Annotated in this window: 16 protein-coding genes; 6 read left to right on the forward strand and 10 right to left on the reverse strand. The window is 72.8% G+C overall.

What is annotated here, in order from left to right; translation table 11 throughout:
* Positions 1-640 precede the first annotated feature (640 nt).
* Complete coding sequence (locus OTB20_RS28890) at positions 641-2,755, forward strand: PIG-L family deacetylase (RefSeq protein ID WP_267821892.1); 2,115 nt, start codon at positions 641-643, stop codon at positions 2,753-2,755.
* Positions 2,756-2,986: 231 nt separating this feature from the next.
* Here the strand turns inward: OTB20_RS28890 and OTB20_RS28895 are convergent, their stop codons facing one another.
* Positions 2,987-3,358 carry a hypothetical protein gene (locus OTB20_RS28895; RefSeq protein ID WP_267821894.1) on the reverse strand — a complete coding sequence of 124 codons (372 nt, stop codon included), beginning with the start codon at positions 3,356-3,358 and terminating at the stop codon, positions 2,987-2,989.
* Positions 3,268-4,149 carry a hypothetical protein gene (locus OTB20_RS28900; RefSeq protein ID WP_267821896.1) on the reverse strand — a complete coding sequence of 294 codons (882 nt, stop codon included), beginning with the start codon at positions 4,147-4,149 and terminating at the stop codon, positions 3,268-3,270. Before OTB20_RS28900 ends, OTB20_RS28895 begins: the two co-directional genes overlap by 91 nt.
* Before the next feature lie 691 nt (positions 4,150-4,840).
* Here OTB20_RS28900 and OTB20_RS28905 point away from each other — a divergent pair.
* Positions 4,841-6,535, forward strand: coding sequence for a DUF6056 family protein (locus OTB20_RS28905; protein ID WP_267821898.1), 1,695 nt, complete (start codon positions 4,841-4,843; stop codon positions 6,533-6,535).
* Between the two features lie 52 nt (positions 6,536-6,587).
* Here OTB20_RS28905 and OTB20_RS28910 read toward each other — a convergent pair whose 3' ends face one another.
* Positions 6,588-6,980, reverse strand: a complete 393-nt coding sequence (locus OTB20_RS28910; RefSeq protein WP_267821900.1) for a hypothetical protein — start codon at positions 6,978-6,980, stop codon at positions 6,588-6,590.
* A 233-nt stretch (positions 6,981-7,213) separates the two neighbouring features.
* Here OTB20_RS28910 and OTB20_RS28915 point away from each other — a divergent pair, with 233 nt between their 5' ends.
* On the forward strand, positions 7,214-7,822 hold the full coding sequence (locus OTB20_RS28915; RefSeq protein ID WP_267821902.1) for an SGNH/GDSL hydrolase family protein: 609 nt from the start codon (positions 7,214-7,216) through the stop codon (positions 7,820-7,822).
* Between the two features lie 36 nt (positions 7,823-7,858).
* On the opposite strand, the gene OTB20_RS28920 is transcribed toward OTB20_RS28915, so the two are convergent.
* From OTB20_RS28920 to OTB20_RS28935, 4 genes are all read right to left on the reverse strand, one after another.
* Positions 7,859-8,530: a response regulator transcription factor gene (locus tag OTB20_RS28920; protein ID WP_267821903.1), complete on the reverse strand. Its 672-nt coding sequence runs from the start codon at positions 8,528-8,530 to the stop codon at positions 7,859-7,861.
* Positions 8,527-9,765, reverse strand: coding sequence for a sensor histidine kinase (locus OTB20_RS28925; RefSeq protein ID WP_267821905.1), 1,239 nt, complete (start codon positions 9,763-9,765; stop codon positions 8,527-8,529). Before OTB20_RS28925 ends, OTB20_RS28920 begins: the two co-directional genes overlap by 4 nt.
* Before the next feature lie 95 nt (positions 9,766-9,860).
* Positions 9,861-10,316, reverse strand: a complete 456-nt coding sequence (locus tag OTB20_RS28930; RefSeq protein ID WP_267821907.1) for a hypothetical protein — start codon at positions 10,314-10,316, stop codon at positions 9,861-9,863.
* A 92-nt stretch (positions 10,317-10,408) separates the two neighbouring features.
* Positions 10,409-12,388 carry a M64 family metallopeptidase gene (locus OTB20_RS28935; protein WP_324290428.1) on the reverse strand — a complete coding sequence of 660 codons (1,980 nt, stop codon included), beginning with the start codon at positions 12,386-12,388 and terminating at the stop codon, positions 10,409-10,411.
* Between the two features lie 139 nt (positions 12,389-12,527).
* Here OTB20_RS28935 and OTB20_RS28940 point away from each other — a divergent pair, with 139 nt between their 5' ends.
* Complete coding sequence (locus OTB20_RS28940; protein WP_267821908.1) at positions 12,528-13,880, forward strand: helix-turn-helix domain-containing protein; 1,353 nt, start codon at positions 12,528-12,530, stop codon at positions 13,878-13,880.
* A gap of 103 nt (positions 13,881-13,983) precedes the next feature.
* Here the strand turns inward: OTB20_RS28940 and OTB20_RS28945 are convergent, their stop codons facing one another.
* Positions 13,984-14,508, reverse strand: a complete 525-nt coding sequence (locus tag OTB20_RS28945) for a GNAT family N-acetyltransferase (protein WP_267821910.1) — start codon at positions 14,506-14,508, stop codon at positions 13,984-13,986.
* A 226-nt stretch (positions 14,509-14,734) separates the two neighbouring features.
* Between OTB20_RS28945 and OTB20_RS28950 the strand changes: the two genes are divergently transcribed.
* Complete coding sequence (locus OTB20_RS28950) at positions 14,735-14,977, forward strand: hypothetical protein (protein ID WP_267821912.1); 243 nt, start codon at positions 14,735-14,737, stop codon at positions 14,975-14,977.
* A 28-nt stretch (positions 14,978-15,005) separates the two neighbouring features.
* On the opposite strand, the gene OTB20_RS28955 is transcribed toward OTB20_RS28950, so the two are convergent.
* Complete coding sequence (locus OTB20_RS28955) at positions 15,006-15,218, reverse strand: tautomerase family protein (RefSeq protein ID WP_267821913.1); 213 nt, start codon at positions 15,216-15,218, stop codon at positions 15,006-15,008.
* A gap of 84 nt (positions 15,219-15,302) precedes the next feature.
* Positions 15,303-16,073 carry an SDR family NAD(P)-dependent oxidoreductase gene (locus tag OTB20_RS28960; RefSeq protein ID WP_267821916.1) on the reverse strand — a complete coding sequence of 257 codons (771 nt, stop codon included), beginning with the start codon at positions 16,071-16,073 and terminating at the stop codon, positions 15,303-15,305.
* A gap of 125 nt (positions 16,074-16,198) precedes the next feature.
* Here OTB20_RS28960 and OTB20_RS28965 point away from each other — a divergent pair, with 125 nt between their 5' ends.
* The gene (locus OTB20_RS28965) at positions 16,199-17,095 is read left to right on the forward strand and encodes a LysR family transcriptional regulator (RefSeq protein WP_267821917.1); all 897 of its coding nucleotides are present in this window, start codon (positions 16,199-16,201) and stop codon (positions 17,093-17,095) included.
* The last annotated feature ends 124 nt before the right edge of the window (positions 17,096-17,219 follow it).

A 17,219-nucleotide genomic window follows, 5' to 3' on the forward strand; every position in this document is an offset into this window, starting at 1 on the left:
CAGGAGGTCGGGGCGGATGGTGCGGACGCGCCGCCCCGCGCAGGGCCGGGCGGCAGTGTCAGGTTCCCACCCGTGGGCCGCGCCGGGATAGACGGCGGTCCGGACGGGATCCGGAACGCACGCCCCCGGCCTGCGGGTTCGGCCCCCGTTCCGGCTTCACGGACCTGCGGGAAGCCCCGCTCCGAATCGCGCCGGGCGTGCGGGATTTCCGGGCGGGGCTCCTCGCGAGCCCGCCGATGGAGACGCCGACCTGCCGCGCCCGACCGTCAGTTCGGGTACGACGCCCGTGTGGATCCGCTCACACCGGAGACAGCCTCTCGTTGTCGCCCCGGACGCTTTGCGGTCCGGCCGCCGGCTCGCCGTCATGTGCGCGGACTGGGAACGGCCGCCCTGCCGGGGCGCGGTCCGATCGCGTCCAAAGGTCACGACTCGACTGGACCTAAGCCCCTTAAATGGGACAACTACGCATAGATCGCGTTTTTAGCTACATAGACACACATACATCATCCGACGGTGCGTCAGTCACACCCGCACGAGGCATAATCGGGGCCGGTCGTCTCCGGAAGCGGTGGGGCCATCGGGGTACTGACCCGCCCCGCAGCCCCGTTCCGTACCCGACCGATCCCCCAAGGCGTTGCAGATGTCGCTGGCCAGCCGTACCCGCCCCGCGGCCCTCCTCGCCGTACTCACCGTCGGCGGCGTCGCCGTGACGACCTGGGCCTACGGATCCGGGACTCCAGCGGAGTCGGCGACTCCCGGAGCGACGCTTCCCGCGAGTGTGACCGAGGGCACGGTCCTCCAGGTCGTCGCGCATCCCGACGACGACCTCTTCTTCATGAACCCCGACCTGAGCCGCTCCATATCGACGGGCATAAAGGTCTCCACCGTCTATCTGACCGCCGGCGAGTCCGACGGCCGCAACGAGGCCCACAGCCGGAAACTGCAGGATCCCGTGCGTCCCGCCGACCACGCCGCCTACGCGGAAGCCCGGCAGAACGGCGTCCGGGCCGCCTACTCGCAGATGGCCACCGGCGACCGCAGCAGCGCCTGGCAGCGCCGCTCCATACCCACGGCCGGCGGCGGGAGCGCCGAGGTGGACGTCCTCGTCGCGCGACCCGAGGTCAACCTGGTGTGGATGCAGTTGCGGGAGGCCCGCAGCATCTCCGGGAACAACCCGGACAGCCTGCGCGGGCTGTGGGACGGCCGGGTCCCCGCCCTGGGCGCCCAGCTGAGCTCGGCAACGCCGGTCGAGCCCGGCTTCTCGTACGACAGGGACCAGGTCATAGAGGCCATCGCCGGGGTCTTCGCGATGTACCGGCCGACCACCATACGGACGCAGGACCCGACGCCCGGCCTGGGGCGGGCCGGCGGCATCTTCCCGGACCACCAGGACCACATATACGGCGCCCGCTTCGTGCAGGCCGCCGCCGAGCGCTACGCGAAGTCCACGGACCGGCCGCACTTCTCGGTCCAGAACTACGTGAGCTATCCCAACACCTCCCTGCCCCCGGCGCTCGGCCCGCAGGCCGCCGAGGAGAAGCTCGGCTACCTCAAGACCTACGCCTGGATGGACCACCGGGACTGGTGCGGCAGCCCCGCCGGCTGCGGCGACCGCAAGACGGCGACCCGCCCCACCGGTGCCGGCTGGACCCGGACCATCCACTACAGCCGGGGCGACACCACCTCCTGGATGACCGAGGGCATACCCGGCCGGCTGTGGGCCTTCGCCGTGCTGGACGGAAGCATGGCCTACTGGTCGCGCAGCGGCACCGAGGCCTCCTGGCAGGGGCCCCAGTTCCTCACCGGCACCGGAATGGACGCGGGCGTGACGGCGACCCGGCTCCCGGACGGCAGGGTCGCGGTCTTCGGTACGCGGACCACGCTGGGCGCCACACCCCGGGAGTACGGCCGCCAGGTGGTGTTCGCCGTCCAGGCGGCGCCCGACGGCGCCTTCGGCCCGTGGCACTCGCTGGGCACCCCGGACACCGGAGACGTGGCCGGCATCTCGGCGATCAGCGCACCTGCCGTGGCCCTGGACGGTGCCGGCCGGATGACCGTCTACGTACGCGACTCCCGGCGCACCCTGCGCGCCAGCGCGCAGCAGACCCCTGACGGCGCCTTCGGCACGTGGGAGTCGCTGGGCGGCACCGGCCTGCAGGGCGACCCGGTCACCGCGACGGACTCGGCCGGCCGGCGCCACGTGTACGCGGCCACGACCCAGAGCGTGCTGGCCTGGGTCCAGAAGGCCCCGGACGCCCCGTTCGGTGCCCCCGTCCCGACCCGGCTGCCCGCGACCACCGGTCCGCTCTCGGCGAGTGCACAGGGCGACGGAGTCTCCCTGTACTTCCGCCGCCCCGGCACGGGCACGGTCGCAACGAGTCTGGCCACCGCGGGCGAACCCGTACCGCAGTTCTCCCAGGTCACCGAGGCGGGCGGCGAGGGCGGCTACGGCTCCGTGGGCGTCGCGGGCGGCCTGCTCGCGGGTCGCGCGAGCGCGGGCACCATCGGCGTGTCGGGCACGGCCGACAACCCGTCCTGGTACCAGTCGCAAATGCACTACACGGGCGCACCGGCGGCGCTGGCCGCGCAGGACGGCACGGTCGTCGGCGCCGTCCTCGGCCTGGACGCCGATCTGCACGTGACCACCGCTCCCCCGGCCGGCCGCCGGCCGCCCTCCTCCCCCTGGCAGCGGGCCGTCCCGCCCACGACGGGCGCGGCAGCCGGCCGCGCGGGCTCCGGGTCGCAGCAGCGCTGACGTCGGAGCCGCCCACGAGGTGGACCGTACGAGGGAGTCGCGCCGGGCCTTCGCGGTCCGGACGCGCTCGCGCCGTGACCCGTACCACCTCTCGCCCGGCCGGGCGCCGGCCGCGGAAGGGGTCGTCTACCGCCGCACGCCGGCCGCGCCGCCGCCGGGTGACGGGACGCGGCGCTCTGAACCCCCGCGGGACCCCTGAACACCCGGACCGCCCGGCCCGCGGCGTACGTACTACGGGCGCAGGGGCTGGGTCGGTAGCGCCGTGCCGTCGAGCGCCACGAGGGACAGCACCACGATGGAGCCCGTCCACGCGAGGGGGGCGACCGACGAGGGCCGGCCCGCCCCGTCCACCTTCTCCGGCAGCTCACCGAGCGAGTTCCGCTTGGAGAGCGCCCAGTCCAGGACCTGTCCCGCCCTCGCGGGCCGGTCCGTGCCGGTCCAGGCGAGGGCGAAGAAGGCCGTACTGGGCAGGCGTACGCGCCCCGGCGCGCCCCCGGGATCGTTTCCCGGGGTCAGCCCGCCGTTGGGCAGCAGCAGTTCCCGGTACGTGGCGTCCAGCGCCGCGGGCAGGGCGGCGGGGGCTTCGTTGAACGGGGGCGCCATGAAGGCCACCGCGCCGTCGTGGCCGTGGCCTCCGTCGGTGGTGCGCTGGTAGCCCAGGGGGAGGAAGCGCGCGGTGATCCCGGCGGACAGCCGCCGCGCCGCGCGGGACCAGCGGGCCGCGTCCTGTGGCCGCCTCGCCCCCGGGCGAGGCCGGCGGAGGCGTTGAGCCCGGCGAGCAGCGGTACGGCCGTACCGATGTTCGCGGTGGACGTCATCAGCTCCCAGTAGTCGGGCGACGCCGGGGGCAGCCCGTCCGCCCGCAGGGAGCCGGCCGCGTGGTCGGCCGCCTTGCGGATCATCGGGTGGAGGGTGGCCGGCCTGGCCCGGCGGGTGGCCCGGGGGGCCGTCCGGTACCACTGCCAGGCGGCCCAGGGGACCCAGCCGTTGGCGTCGAGCTGCTGGCTCCTGGCGTCGGGCGGCCCGGATCCGTCGAGCTTCGTACGCGCCTCCCGGGTGCCGTCCTCGCGCTGGGTCGCGGCGCTGTAGCGCAGGATCCGGTGCGCCTCGGCGTCATGGCCGGTGTGTGCCAGCGCTGCGGCGGCGAAGCTGGAATCGCGCGGCCAGGAGTACATCCGGCCGGGACTCCAGCCCGCCGCCACCGCGCCGTTGGGCCGGAGCAGGGCGCGCATGGCCAGCGGGGCCCGCACGGCCGTCGCGCACTGCTCGGGCGTCTTGCCGGGGACCCGCCCGGAGGCCAGCCAGGCGCGGCTCCGCCGATCTGCTGCCGCGCCGGCGGATGGTCCGGGGCGACCCGGGCCGACGCCGTCCTGCCGTCGGGAAGGTACAGCCACGGGCCGGAGGCCGGCCGCAGGACGTTGCTCCGATGTAGCGCGCGTCCGCGGCGAGGGACTGCGGCACCCCTTCGGCGGACGTCGCATTGGACAGGAGGCCGATGGTGGGGGCGGCGAAGGCGGTCAGGAGCGCGTGGCCCGGAGCGGCCTCGCCAGGGCCCTGGTGGCTCGCGGGCAGGGCGAGCGGCGCCGGCCGCGCCCGGTCCGCCGGCCGCTCGGCTCGCCGGTCGGCCAGGTGCCCGGAGCGGTACCTCATCTGTTGGGCGGTCTGCTGACCTGCGTGGTGCCGGATTTCGTGCCCGGCGTGGCGTCCCGGCTGCCGTGCGGTGGGGTGGCCCGAGGTGCACACGCGTACCGCTACGCTCGCCCGGGCCGCCGCGCCGACCATCCAACGACCGGGCCGGAAACCGGGCATAGCCGCTCCCTCCACCGGGCCCGCGTGCGCGCGGACCCTGGGTCCCCATCCTGGAGAACCGCGCGGAAGGTGCCACGGAACACCCGCCGCGCGGGTGACCGGGGAGTCCCGAGGCCCTCGGGTATATAACCGTCCTGACGCCGCGCCCGACACCCCCGGCGTGCCGGGGACCGCGGGACATGGGCATCATGGATGTCCGCGCGCCGTGCCGTTTTCCGCGGGCGGCGGGCGCGCCGGCCGTTTCTCCGGCCGGATTTGGCTGCGAAGGACGGGTACATGAGCACAGTTCCGGGCAACGGCAAGGGCATCCCGCCCGGGGGCGTCGAGCACGAAGGCGTCGAGCACGGAGGCGTCGAGCACGGAGGCGTCGAACCACAAGGCGTCCAGCACGAAGGCGTCGAGGAGGACGGCGTCGAACAGGAACGCGCCCGCCGCAAGGGTCTGCAGCGCCCCTCCTCCTCTTCCCCTGCAGACGAGGGCGTCGGCCCCCGGTCCTGGTCGCTCCTGCGCGGGGTCTTCCCGGCAGCCGGGGCGGTGCTCGTCGCGGCGGCCGGGGCGCTCGTCGCCGTGGGCAGCTTCCTCGGTCTCTACGTGCGGCCCACCTCCGACGACTGGTGCGCCGCGTGGAAGGCCCGTGATCTCGGTGTCTTCGGCATCACCTCCGACTTCTACATGACGCAGAACGGCAGGATCACCAACGCCTTCCTCAGCGGGATCGTCTACGGCGACGGCCTGGCCGGGACCAAGGTCCTGCCGGCGGTCATCGTCGTCACCTTCACCGTCGGACTGGTCCTGCTGGGCCGCGACTTCGTCCGCTTCCTCGGCGGCACGCCGCGGGTGCTGATCCTGACCGCCTGCGCCCTGCTCGTCCAGGCGCTGGTCTACTTCGCGGGCCCCCGCAGCTACCAGGTACTGCTGTGGGCCCCCGCCACGATCTCCCACACCGTGCCGAGCGTCATCGGCGTGTGGGCGCTGCTGCTGGCCCTGCGGACCGCCAACCATTCCCGTACGGCCGTACGGGTGGCCGGCCTCGTCTGCGCGTTCGTCATCGCCTTCGCGATAGGCACCCTGAGCGAGCCGTTCGCCCTCGTCAGCGGTCTCCTCGCGGCGCTGGTCGGGTTGGTCTGCCTGCCCCGACTCGGACTGGCCCGGAACCTGCGTCCGTTCACCTGGTGCCTGACGTGGTGCGTCGGACTGGTCAGCGGTCTGGTCGTGCTGTACACCTCCCCGGGCGCCCGCTGGCGCCGGGCGCAGCAGCCGGCCAAGGATTCGATGCTGTCCTCGAGCGAGCTCGGGGCCACCTTCCGGGACTGGCTGCACATGTGGGACTCCGTCACCGGCCGGCCGGCCTACCTCGGAGCCGCGGCCATCGGCGTCCTGCTGGGGCTGTCGGCGGTCCTGGCCATGAGCCGGCGCGGACCCGCGCCGGCGAAGCGGGAGCCGCGCCGGACCGTGCCGCGCGGAACGCTGATCGTCGCCCTGCTGGTCCCGGTGCCCGTGGTGCTGCTCGGTTCGTTCGCGGTGGTCGTCGGCCTGCGCAGCGGCTACGGGCCGACCGGGTGGACGTACGCCCGTACCTGGACGAACTACCTGGTGCCGATGGAGCTGGCCCTCTGCGGCTACGGCGCTCTGCTGGGGGCCTGGGGCGGGCGGCGGCTCTCGCAGCGCCGGACCTCCGGCGCGGCGCTCCTGACCGCGGCCGTGGCGGCGGGCGCTCTGGCGCTGGCCTCTGTGGCCGTGCTGATCCCGGAGGTCCAGCGGCTCACGACCACCACGGTCGCCCGCTCGGTGGCCTGGGACGCGCAGAACGCCCGCATCCAGAGCGAGGCCGAGCGGGGTGCCAAGGACGTGCGCTACCGGCCGCTGTACATCGGCAGTCTCGCCGAGCCCTTCTTCACGCGGACCTACGAGCGGGACTGGGTCGCCGCCTGTACGTCGAAGTGGTACGGCATCGACCGGATCCACCGCTGATCCGCGCCGGAGGGCGGCCGGCGCGGCCTGCGCCGGCACGGCCGCTCTCCGGTCACACGGGGGCGAAGAGGTCCTCGTGCGCTTCGTCGAGGATGAATCCGTTGTCGAAGCGCACCCGGACGGTCACCCGGAGCCGCTCCTCCTCGTAGGCGATCCACGCGGGCTCCAGGCCCGCGACCTTCTCCCGCAGCTGCCTCTTGCTCTCCACGGGCAGCTGCGGGCCGAAGTCGTCGAGGAGCGACTTGAGCCGTTCGTACTCGCGGGAGTCCTGGGTCTGCCGGTCGTGCTCGACCACCCGCACCACGGTGCCCTCGGTGCCCTCCGCCAGGGACAGCGAACCGGCGACGGCCTCCGTCGAGGACGAAGGGTCCTGCGTCATCGCGACCCAGTCGGTCAGTCTGGTGTCCGCGGCCAGCCTCACCCGCTGGCCTTCTTTCAGCGCCATCGCTTCGTCATCCATCCGATCGGTACGTGTCGTGCCATTATCCGTCCCGGTCCTCGCGGGCCCTCGGCCGGCCTCGGCCGCCCTTCGCCACCGCGGATCCGGGCGTCAGCGACGTGGCAGGGCATCGGTGGCAGGGCATTGTACGAATGATCTTGGGCAGGCAGCATGGCCTGTCGACGGGGCACCGCGGTCGTCGGAGACCTGCGGCGACCGGACGTTGAAGGGACACACCGATGATCCGGCTGGCGCAGACCCCCATGACCTGGGTGGCGACCGGGGACAGCATCACCCAGGCCGTGCTGCACACCCACGGCGCCCGCGGCTGGGTCGAGCACCTGCACGAGCGGGTCCGGTGGCAGCTGCACCGGCTGACGGACGTCGTGGTCAACACCGGAGTCTCCGCCTGGGGTGCGGCCGATGTCCTCTCGTTCCACGACCACCTCATCGGCCGGTTCGATCCCGATGTGCTGTCCGTGTCCCTCGGCACCAACGACTGCCTCGCCGGGGAGGAGGGGCTGCCCCGGTTCCACGAGGCGATGCACCGGATCGTCTCCGGAGTGAGCCCGCGGACGCAGGTCGTTCTGCACACACCGGCGCTCGTCGGCCTCGCGGGCCGGGAGCGGCGCGGGGCGATCCCCGCGTACTGCCAGGCCGTACGGGAGATCGCGAAGGACACCGGCGCGGTGCTCGTCGACCACGAGACGCACTGGCTGGAGCACCACGGCACGTCGGACCCGATCTCCTGGCTCGACGACGCGGCCCACCCCAACGCGGTCGGTCACCTGCGGATGGCGAACCACACCCTGCGCACGCTGGGGCTGGGCGAGCTGAACCCCCTGTAGGCCGGGAAGGCTCAGCGGGCCTGTCCCCGCCCCCGGTCAGCCGGGCTCGGGACCGGCGATGCGGTAGCCGACCCCGGGGGTCGTCGTGATGACCTGCGGGCTGCCCAGCTTGCGGCGCAGCCGACCGACGGTGACCGCCACCGTATTGGTGAACGGGTCGGCGTTCTCGTCCCAGACCTGTTCGAGAAGGTCCTCGGCGCTCAGGAAGCCCGGGCCGGCCCGCAGCAGCGCCTCCAGGACGGCGAACTCCTTGACGGAGAGCTCCAGTCGGACGCCCTCCCGAAGGACGGTGCGGTGTACCGGGTCGAGTTCGAGGCCGGCGGCGCGCAGCGTACGGCCCCGGGCCGCGGGCCTGCGGCGGGCCAGGGAGCGGATGCGCAGGATGAGTTCCGGGAAGTGGAAGGGCTTGGCGAGGTAGTCGTCGGCGCCCAGGGTGAGACCGCTGACCCGGTCGCCGGGCGATCCGGCCGCGGTCAGCATCAGGACCATCGCGCGTTCGTCCCGCTCCGTGATCATCCGGCAGAGCACGTCGCCGTGGATGCCGGGCAGGTCCCGGTCGAGGACCACCACGTCGTACGCGTTGACATCGAGTTTGGCGGCGCCGGACAGCCCGTCGTACGCGAGGTCGACGGCCATCCCCTGGTCCCGCAGCCCTTCGGCGATGACCTCCGCGAGGGACCGCGCGTCCTCCACGACCAGGATCCTCACGGTGTCCCCCCGTGCCGGCCGTCCGGGGAGTCCGCCGGGGCCATCGCGGCCGTCACCTTCAGGCCGCCCTCCGGCCGGACGCGGAGGTCGAGGCTGCCGCCGTGCGCGGCAACGATCGCGGCGACGATCGACAGCCCGAGTCCGGAGTGCTCCTGCGATCCGGTCCGGTCGGTCCCGAGCCGCTCGAACGGCTGCGTGAGCCGGTCCACTTGATCCTGGTCGAGGACTCTCCCGCCGGTCTCGACGACGAGTCGGGCGCCGGCGGCGCCGCGCCCGGGGGCGTCTCCACCGGACGCATCGCCGTCGCCGGCGGCGTCGTTCCCCGCATCGCCGTCCCCGGCGTCGTCGTTCCCGGTGGTGATCCGGATCCAGCCGCCTTCGTGGTTGTGCACGATCGCGTTGTCGATCACGTTCTGCACCAGCCGGGACAGCAGCGCCGGACTGCCCAGTGTCCAGGCCTTCGACGTCAGCCCGTCATCGACACTGAGGTTCTTCTCGGCGATGGCGGCGGCCCGGGCGGACAGGGCTTGCGCCGCCAGTTCGGCGAGCGATACGGGAATCCGGTCGGGGAGGACACCGTGCTGTGCCCGGGCGAGCACCAGGAAGCCTTCCAACAGGTGGTCCACCCGGTCGAGTTCTGTACGGAGCCGGTCGGCGAGCGCCACTGTCTGCGCGGCGGGCCGGGGTTTGGCCACGGCCACGTCGAGCGAAGCCCGTATCGTCGCCAGCGGAGTGCGCAGTTCGTGCGAGGCGTTGGCGACGAACCGGCGTTGCGCGGCGAAGGAGGCCTCGAGGCGTGCCAGGAGGCCGTCCACCGTGTCCGCGAGTTCCTTGACCTCGTCGTCGGGCCCGGCCACGGCGAGCCGCTGGTGCAAGTTCTCCGCGGAGATCCGCCGCGTGGCCGTCGTGATCAGGCGCAGTGGGCGCAGGACGTGGCCGGCGAGGATCCGGCCGAGCAGGAACGAGCCGGCGGCCAGCACGGCGATCGCGATCAGCGAGCCGAACAGGAGCTGTCTGGACTGCTGCGCGTGCACCTCGGCCAGCTGTCGCTCCAGGTCGAGGACGTGCCGTTCGATGCCCGTGGCCGGCCCGCCCGGCGGCGGCTGTCCGGGGGCGGCCCTTGTCATGTCGGAGCCGGACAGCAGGTAGACCAGGGTGATCAGCCCGGTCCCGGACAGCAGGAAGACCGTGCCGAACAGCATGGTGAACCGCCGCCCGACAGTTTTGTTCCGCATTCTGCCCACGGTTCCTCCCCTGGTCCCGGTCAAACTGGGGTCCAGCATGCCCGGCGGCACCTAACAGCGTCATGACAGCAGCGGTTCGGATCCCGTTACCGGCGTTTGCGTAGAACCGGAGCATGCTCACAGACAACGAAATCCTCCGGCAGGAGTGGACCCGCTTCCGGCGCCCGGGCCGGCTCGTCGCCATGGCCCTGGCGGCCCTGATCGTCCTCGCCCTCGGTCTGCTCCACGCCTTCGGCAACCACGCGTCCTGCGCCGGTATCTGCCCGGCCGATCCGATCGGGCCGGACGGCTCCGCGGTCAGCGACCAGTTCGCCTTCATGCACCGGGATCTGCCGCGCGAGGGCAGCATCACGGTCCGGATGACGTCCATGACGGGCACCATCACCTATCCGCCGCCCCATCACGACCAGATCGTCCCGGGCCTGGTGCCGTGGGCGAAGGCCGGGATCGTCATCAAGGACGGCGTCCGCCAGGGGTCCTCGTACGCGGCCCTGATGGTCACCGGCGAGCACGGTGTGCGGATGCAGTACGACTACGGCCACGACATCGCCGGGAGCTCCGGCAACGGCGGCACGGTCTCGGCGGGGTCGCCGCGGTGGCTGCGGCTGACCCGGGCGGGCGACACGATCACCGGCTACGAGTCCTCCGACGGCGATCGATGGGTGAAGGTGGCCGCGGTGAGGCTGTCCGGGCTGCCCGACACCGCGCAGGTCGGCCTGTTCGCCACCTCTCCCGGAAATCTGACGCTGCAGCCGGCCGGCCTCGGCGGAGCGACGGAACAGGTCCGCTTCACCCAGGCCGTCGGTTCCTTCGACCACATCAGCCTGGAGGGCGCCGTCGGCGGGGCCTGGCGGGGCGAGGTGGTCGGCGAGATGAACACGACCGACTGGGAGAAGCACCACAAGGCGTCCGGGGCGGTGGAGGAAGGCGGCACGGTCACCGTCGCCGGCGCCGGCGACATAGGGCCCGCGGCGTCCGCGGGCGGCAACCCTCTGGAAGGAATGCTGAACGGCCTGAACCTCGCCCTGCTCATCGTGCTCGTGGTGGCGGTGCGGTTCGCCACCGACGGTACCGGTCGCCGGCAGCCGGGGGGCACGGCGCTCACCCGCGCCGCCTTCGGGGCACGGGCGGTCGTCGTGGGAGCCGTGGCGTTCGTGACCGGGCTGCTGGCCGTGGGCATCGTGGTACCGGTCGGGATCACGGTCCTGAAGGCGAACGGCGTGCCCGTCCCGGGGCTGTCCGCGCTCACGGGAGCGCGGCTGGTCATCGGCATCCCGGCGGTGGCGCGCAGCGTGCGGGCGATCTCCGGGTCGCGGACGGAGGGGGTCCGGTCCTCGACGGTGACGAGGAGCCTGTGCGTGCGCGGGCCGGAGAGGCCCAGATCCGCGACCGGCACGTCGGTCCGGCCCGCCAATCGCTTGATCTCCCGGCCGTCGAGGTACCAGCGGACCACGAGCTGACGGCCGTCGGCGCCGGTGAGCCGGGGCACGGCCGCCTTCGCGGTGTGCCGTGCCCGCAGGGTGCGGTCCGTCGGGGTGATCGGGGTGACTGCCCGTGCGTGCTTGTAGAAGCCGGCGATCATCGACTCGACGCCGGGGAGGTTGAAGGGCTTGCCCAGGACCCGCATCAGCGAGTTGTCGGTGGGCCGGCCCAGCCCGGTGACGAAGTAGCCGCCGCCCTCGTACGCGCCGACCGTGCCGCCGTCAGGGGAGGACTCGCCGAGCCAGCGGTACCACTTGGCCCGTTGCCGGGCCATCCGGCCGGCGGTCAGCGTGGAGATGTTGGACTCAGCGGGCTCGGGCCCCGTGTACTTCTCGTAGTCCGGGACCCCGGGGTAGAAGTATTCGTCGGCGAGCTTCCCGAGCGAGTGGCCGGTCTCGTGAATGGCCACCTGCCCGGACTTGGCGTTGTCCGCCGAAGCCGTGGAAATGCCCTCGTAGCCGAGGGTGGCGCTGGGCTCGTTGTAGCCGGCGCCTCCGTACTTGGAGCTGTTGGCCAGGACGATGACCAGGTCGGCTTCCGGCGCCTTCGACACATAGGCGTCCACCTTGGGCTGGTCTATGCACAGGAGCCGCTCGATCTCCTCGCACCAGAAGTAGGCGCCGAGGGCCGTGTCGCGGACGGCCGCCCGGTCGGGGTCGCCGGAGACGCCCGACTCGTGGGAGACGGCGTCGACCGTCCACACGTTGAAGAGGTTCCGGTAGGTGGCGTACGGCTCCACGGCCGTCACCTCGGCCCATTTGGCCCGGGCGTCGGTGTGGAACTTCGCCAGCTCGCCCGCGGTGTAGCCGTCGCCGATGACGACCACGTCCAGCCGGTCCGCGGTGGGGCCGTTGTCGACGAGCTTGGCGACCTCGCCGTCCGCCGCCCGTTCCGCTTCGGAGAGCCGGGCGCCCGCGCCGGCCGGCTGGTGGGCCCGTGCGGGTACACGGGCGTGGCCCGAGCCGGCGTCACCGCCCTGCTCCGGACCCGGGATCTCCACGACCAACCGGGGCTCGGCCGGGGTGCCGGCCGCGCGGACGGGTCCGGCGGCCAGCAGCGCGGCGCTCGCGCAGACCGCCGCGACGGCTGCCCGCAGTACCGAGCGGGCGGCCCGGCCTCTTACGTGGTGCATGAAGTCCTCCTGCGATGAAGGGAGTTAAGTAGATGCGTAAGCGCATTGAACCGGGTGCTTAAATTAGGCGGCGCACGACAGGTGCGCAATGCCCTGCTCCCCCTGAATACTGGGGAGTTCGAGCAACCAGGGGGATCCCATGGACGAACCGGCCGAGATCGGCCGCAGGGTTCAGCGCATGCGCAGCGAACTCGGCCTGACACAGAAGAAGTTGGCGGAGCCTTCGTACACACCGGCCTATATCTCCACACTGGAGTCGGGCAAGGTGCGACCCTCCGAGGCCGCGCTGCGCTTCCTCGCCGGGCGGCTCGGCACCTCCTACGAGGAACTGTCCACCGGACGCCCCGCCCGGCTGGCCACGGAGCTACGCCTCGCCCTCACCGACGCCCAGCAGATCCTGGCCTCCGGCGCGGCCGACGAGGCCGCCGCCCACTACCGGCGCCTGCTCGCCGAAGCGGAGAGCCTCGGGCTCGCCGACGAGCGGGTCGGGGCACTGCTCGGGCTGGGCGACTGCGCACTGGAGACCGGCGAGCTCCCGGACGCCATCAAGTACTTCGAACACGCGGAACGGCTCCTGGCCGATGAGCCGCTCCCCCGCCGCGCCCGCCCGATCCGCGGCCGCGCCGTGGCGCACCTGCTCGCCGGGGAACTGCGCTACGCCTGCTACCTGCTGGAATCGACCATCGACGAGCTGGGGGCGAGCGGACTGGCCGACCCCGAGGCGCTGGTGCTGCTCTACGCCGCGGTCATCGGGCCGTACATCGACATGGGCGCCCACGCCCGTGCCGCGCACGCCGCCGAGCTCGCCCTGACGCTGGCTCCCCGGGTCGCGGATCCGGCCCTGGTGGCGGGCATGCACCGGCAGGTCGCGCGGACGTTCCTGACGGAGGGGCGCGTGGCCGACGCCGACGCCTCCCTGGCCAAGGCCCAGGCCATCTACGGACAGTTGCAGCTGCGGACCGACCTGGCGCACTGCCACTGGATGCGCGGGTACGTACAGGCCCAGGACGGCGACCTCGCCTCCGCCGAGCGGGAACTGCGCACGGCCCGGGACATGCTCTCCGCGGGGCGTGCGGCCCTGTACACCGCCCAGGTGGAGGTCGAACTCGCCGACGTACTGCGCCGGCTCGGCCGGTACGAGGAGGCCGCCGGGCTGCTCTCGGCGCTACTGGCCCTCGGCGACAGCCACGGCGCCGTACACGCGGGAGGCGCGCACCGGCTCCTGGGCCTCATGGCCGAGGAGCGGGGCGCCTACGAGTCCGCCGAGGAGCACTACGTACAGGCAATGGCGCTGCTGGAGCGCAGCGGGGCGACGGGCGACCTCGCGGACCTGTGCCGGCTCCTGGGTGATCTGCTGCGGCGGGCCGGCCGCACCGAGGCGGCGCTGGACGCCTACCGCACGGGCCTGGGCCATCGGTCGGCCCCCGGCACCACCACCCTGGGCCCGGCACCGGCGGCGCCTGCGTTCCCGCCCCATCCGGCCTCGCGGTAGCCCGCCGGCGGCGTGAGCGCGGCCTTGGCGTGGGCGTGGGCGTTGGCCTTGGCCTTGGCCTTGGCCTTGGCCTTGGCCTTGGCCGGAAGGGTTCAACCAACCCCTAGAGGTCGATCCAGTAGCGCCGCTTGGGGCCGATCAAGGTCTCGCGGACGTCCTCGAGCACGCCGCCGTTGGCCTCGATCGTGCGGATCGAGGCCTGGTTGCCGGGGTCGCAGGTGAGCAGCACCCGGTCCATCCCCAGCAGTCGGGCCTCATGCTTGACCTCGGCCAGGGCCCAGGTGGCCAGGCCGCGGCCGCGGGCCGAGGGGCGCACGCCGTAGCCGATGTGGCCTCCCGCATCGAGCAGAAATCCGTTCAGGTAGTGCCGCAGGTCAATGGCTCCCAGGTATTCGTCGCCCTCGGCCATCCACCAGTACGTGGTGGGGACGCGTCCGTGTTCGAGCGGCGCGGTGCGGTCCCCGTAACTCCGCAGCCGCTCCGTCCAGGCGGCGAACCCCTCCCGGCTGTCCACGTCGTCGTCGGAGGCGAGCCCGGCGCCGTCCATGTGGGCGTCGGGCCCCCACTCCTCCTGCGCGGCGAGCCAGGAGGCGTACAGACGGGGGGTGGGCGGGATCAGATCGGGCATGAGCGGACGATAACAGTCCGCGGGAACCGCCCCGGGGCCCGGGAACGTACGGGCTGCCCCGCACCGGAGACCGACCACTGCGGCAATCCCGGCGGCGCCCGCGCACTCGAAGCGGCCGACGGCCCGGGGCACCCGAGGCAGTGCCCGACACCGGGGCCGCCCCAGGAGGGATTTCCTTCCTCCTTGGGGGCGCCGACTGGCCGGGACCGGACCGGCGGCGGAGCGGGTGTTCGCGGCAGCCGCCCGGATGCGCTTCGCACCCCGGGACGCCCCGGGCCCCGACCCCGCCACCCGGCGGGTACTGCTGCAGGAGTGCCCGTACCGGGAACTGGCCCGGGCCCTGCCCGAGGTCGTGTGCACCGTCCAGCAGGGCGTCCTGGACGGCCTGCTGGAGAACAGTGGGACCACAGTGCGGCTGCTGCCCTTCGTCGGCCCGGACCTGTGCGCGGCGGACCTACGCCCGGCCTGACCTCCCCTTGGGCCGCAGGAAGCCGGGCTCAGCCGCGGGGGCGGTTGCGGCGCCGGAACTCGTCCGTCGGGACGCCGCCCACGCCCCAGTCCTCCAGAGCGACCTCGTCGATGAGGACGAACGTGGTCGCCGGGTCCTTGTCGAGGACCCTGACCAGCAGGTCGGTCACGCCTGCGATGATCTCGGCCTTCTGCGACGCGGTGGCGCCTTCACGGGTGATCTTGACGTTGACGTACGGCACGTGCGGTTCCTCTCCTCATGACGGTGACGGGCGGGCGGCCGGGCGGTGACCGGCGGGGGCTGTGACGGGCGGGGAGCCGGGGCGTCAGATACGACGGCCGGTCACGTGGCCGCCGTCCACCCGCAGGGCATGGCCGGTCACGAACCCGGCGCCCGCGAGGTACAGCACGGCGTCGGAGATCTCGGAGACCTCACCGACCCGGTCCAGCAGGGCGAGACCGCCGAAGGAGTCCACGTCGGAGCCCGCGTGCAGGGGGGTTCGGATGATGCCCGGCGCGACCAGGTTGACGCTGATCCGGTCGACGGCGAGCTCGGCGGCGAGGCACGTCGTCAGCGCGTGCACGCCGGCCTTGCTGACCACGGGCGCGGAGGCCGGGAAGCCCGCCAGCGCGTGGTCGACCAGGACGGTGCCGATGTTGACGATGCTGCCGCCGCGACCCTGGGCGCGCAGGGCCCGTACGACCGCCTGCGTGGTGAGGTAGGTGCCCTTGAGGTTTCCCGTCAGATAGCCGTCGAGCTCCTCCTGCGTCACCTCGGTGAACGGCTTCGACTCGAAGGTGCCCGCGTTGTTGACCAGTACGTCGATCCCTCCGAAGCGCTCGAGTGCCGTACGTACGAGGGCTTCGCCGGTCTCCGGGGCGGCGATGCCGCCCGCGACGCACGCGGTGCGCTCCGGATGCCCGAGACCGGCGGCGGCCTTGGCGAGCCGGTCGGGGTCGCGTCCGTTGAGGACGACGTTCGCGCCGCTCGCCAGGAAGGCGCGGGCGATGTCCAGGCCGATGCCGCTGGAGGAGCCGGTGACGATGACCGTGCTGGAATTGGCGCTGTTGCTGGTGCTGGTGCTGGTGGCGTTCATGGCAGGTGTCCCTTTCGTGGGCGGCGGACCGGGGAGCCCCGGTGGCCGACACCAGAAACCTAGGAGCCCTCAACCCATAACACCACGACGTAAATTGGAGCATGTGATAATCCAGCGTTATGGACATGGACCTGCGCGACCTGGAACTACTGGAGGCCACGGCCGAGGCGGGCTCACTGACCGCCGCCGCCGCACGCCTCTACGTCAGCCAGCCGGCCCTGAGTCAGCGGCTCACCCGGATGGAGGGCCGTCTCGGCATGCCGCTCTTCGACCGCAAGGGCCGCCGCCTGATCCCCAACGCCGCCGGCCGCCGGCTACTGGTCGCGGCCCGCCACGTACTCGGCGAACTCGAATCGGCCTCGCGCGACCTTCGGGAACTCCGCGACGGGCGGGACCGGCGCGTTCGGTTCGCCGCGCAGTGCAGCACCACCTTCCCTTGGCTGCCGCCGGTCCTGCGCGCGTTCCGCGAGCGCGAGCCGGACATCGAGGTGCGGATCGAGACCGTGGCCGACGACGCGCCGATTCCGGCACTGCTCGCCGACCTGGTCGACGTGGCGCTGGTGACCAAGCCGGACCTGCAGATGGACCGGGTGTCCCTGACCAGGCTGTTCGAGGACGAGATGATGGCGGTGGTGCCCGCCGGACACCCGTGGGCCTCCCGCGCGCACCTGACCGCCCGTGACTTCGACGGCGCGGACCTGGTCCTCTACGACTTCTACGACCAAAAGCGCATCCCGTCGATGCCGTTGCCGATCCCCGCCGGGGCGCGGCCCGCCCGCATCACCACGATGCCGGTGGTGACGGACCTGGTGGTCGAGATGGTGGCCGGCGGCCAGGGCGTGACGGTCCTGCCCAACTGGGTCGCCGCCCCGTACGCGGCCTCGCACGGGCTGGCCCTGATCCGCATCGGCGTGAAGCCGCTGACACGCACCTGGTTCTGCGCCACCCGGACCGGCCCTCGCCCGCCCCACGTGGAGGCGTTCGTGGAGGAACTCGTCGCCCGCCTCCAAGCACCGGCTTAGGTCCTGTCTGGAGTCCGGATCACGAGTTCGGTAGATCGCCTGCGCGTGGAGGCCCGGTCTTGATAGGCCATCAGTCATGGCGCGAGGCGATCTCACCGACGAGCAGTGGACTCTGATCGAGCCC

It is taken from the genome of Streptomyces sp. H27-H1 (assembly GCF_026627445.1).
Lineage (GTDB): Bacteria > Actinomycetota > Actinomycetes > Streptomycetales > Streptomycetaceae > Streptomyces.

What these genes read in the sequence shown, in the direction of transcription:
- OTB20_RS28890 (WP_267821892.1), top strand. Translation starts at nt 641, where the DNA reads ATGTCGCTGGCCAGCCGTACCCGCCCCGCGGCCCTCCTCGCCGTACTC.
- OTB20_RS28895 (WP_267821894.1), bottom strand. Translation starts at nt 3,358, where the DNA reads ATGGCGCCCCCGTTCAACGAAGCCCCCGCCGCCCTGCCCGCGGCGCTG.
- OTB20_RS28905 (WP_267821898.1), top strand. Translation starts at nt 4,841, where the DNA reads ATGAGCACAGTTCCGGGCAACGGCAAGGGCATCCCGCCCGGGGGCGTC.
- OTB20_RS28910 (WP_267821900.1), bottom strand. Translation starts at nt 6,980, where the DNA reads ATGGCGCTGAAAGAAGGCCAGCGGGTGAGGCTGGCCGCGGACACCAGA.
- OTB20_RS28915 (WP_267821902.1), top strand. Translation starts at nt 7,214, where the DNA reads ATGATCCGGCTGGCGCAGACCCCCATGACCTGGGTGGCGACCGGGGAC.
- OTB20_RS28925 (WP_267821905.1), bottom strand. Translation starts at nt 9,765, where the DNA reads ATGCGGAACAAAACTGTCGGGCGGCGGTTCACCATGCTGTTCGGCACG.
- OTB20_RS28935 (WP_324290428.1), bottom strand. Translation starts at nt 12,388, where the DNA reads ATGCACCACGTAAGAGGCCGGGCCGCCCGCTCGGTACTGCGGGCAGCC.
- OTB20_RS28940 (WP_267821908.1), top strand. Translation starts at nt 12,528, where the DNA reads ATGGACGAACCGGCCGAGATCGGCCGCAGGGTTCAGCGCATGCGCAGC.
- OTB20_RS28945 (WP_267821910.1), bottom strand. Translation starts at nt 14,508, where the DNA reads ATGCCCGATCTGATCCCGCCCACCCCCCGTCTGTACGCCTCCTGGCTC.
- OTB20_RS28960 (WP_267821916.1), bottom strand. Translation starts at nt 16,073, where the DNA reads ATGAACGCCACCAGCACCAGCACCAGCAACAGCGCCAATTCCAGCACG.
- OTB20_RS28965 (WP_267821917.1), top strand. Translation starts at nt 16,199, where the DNA reads ATGGACCTGCGCGACCTGGAACTACTGGAGGCCACGGCCGAGGCGGGC.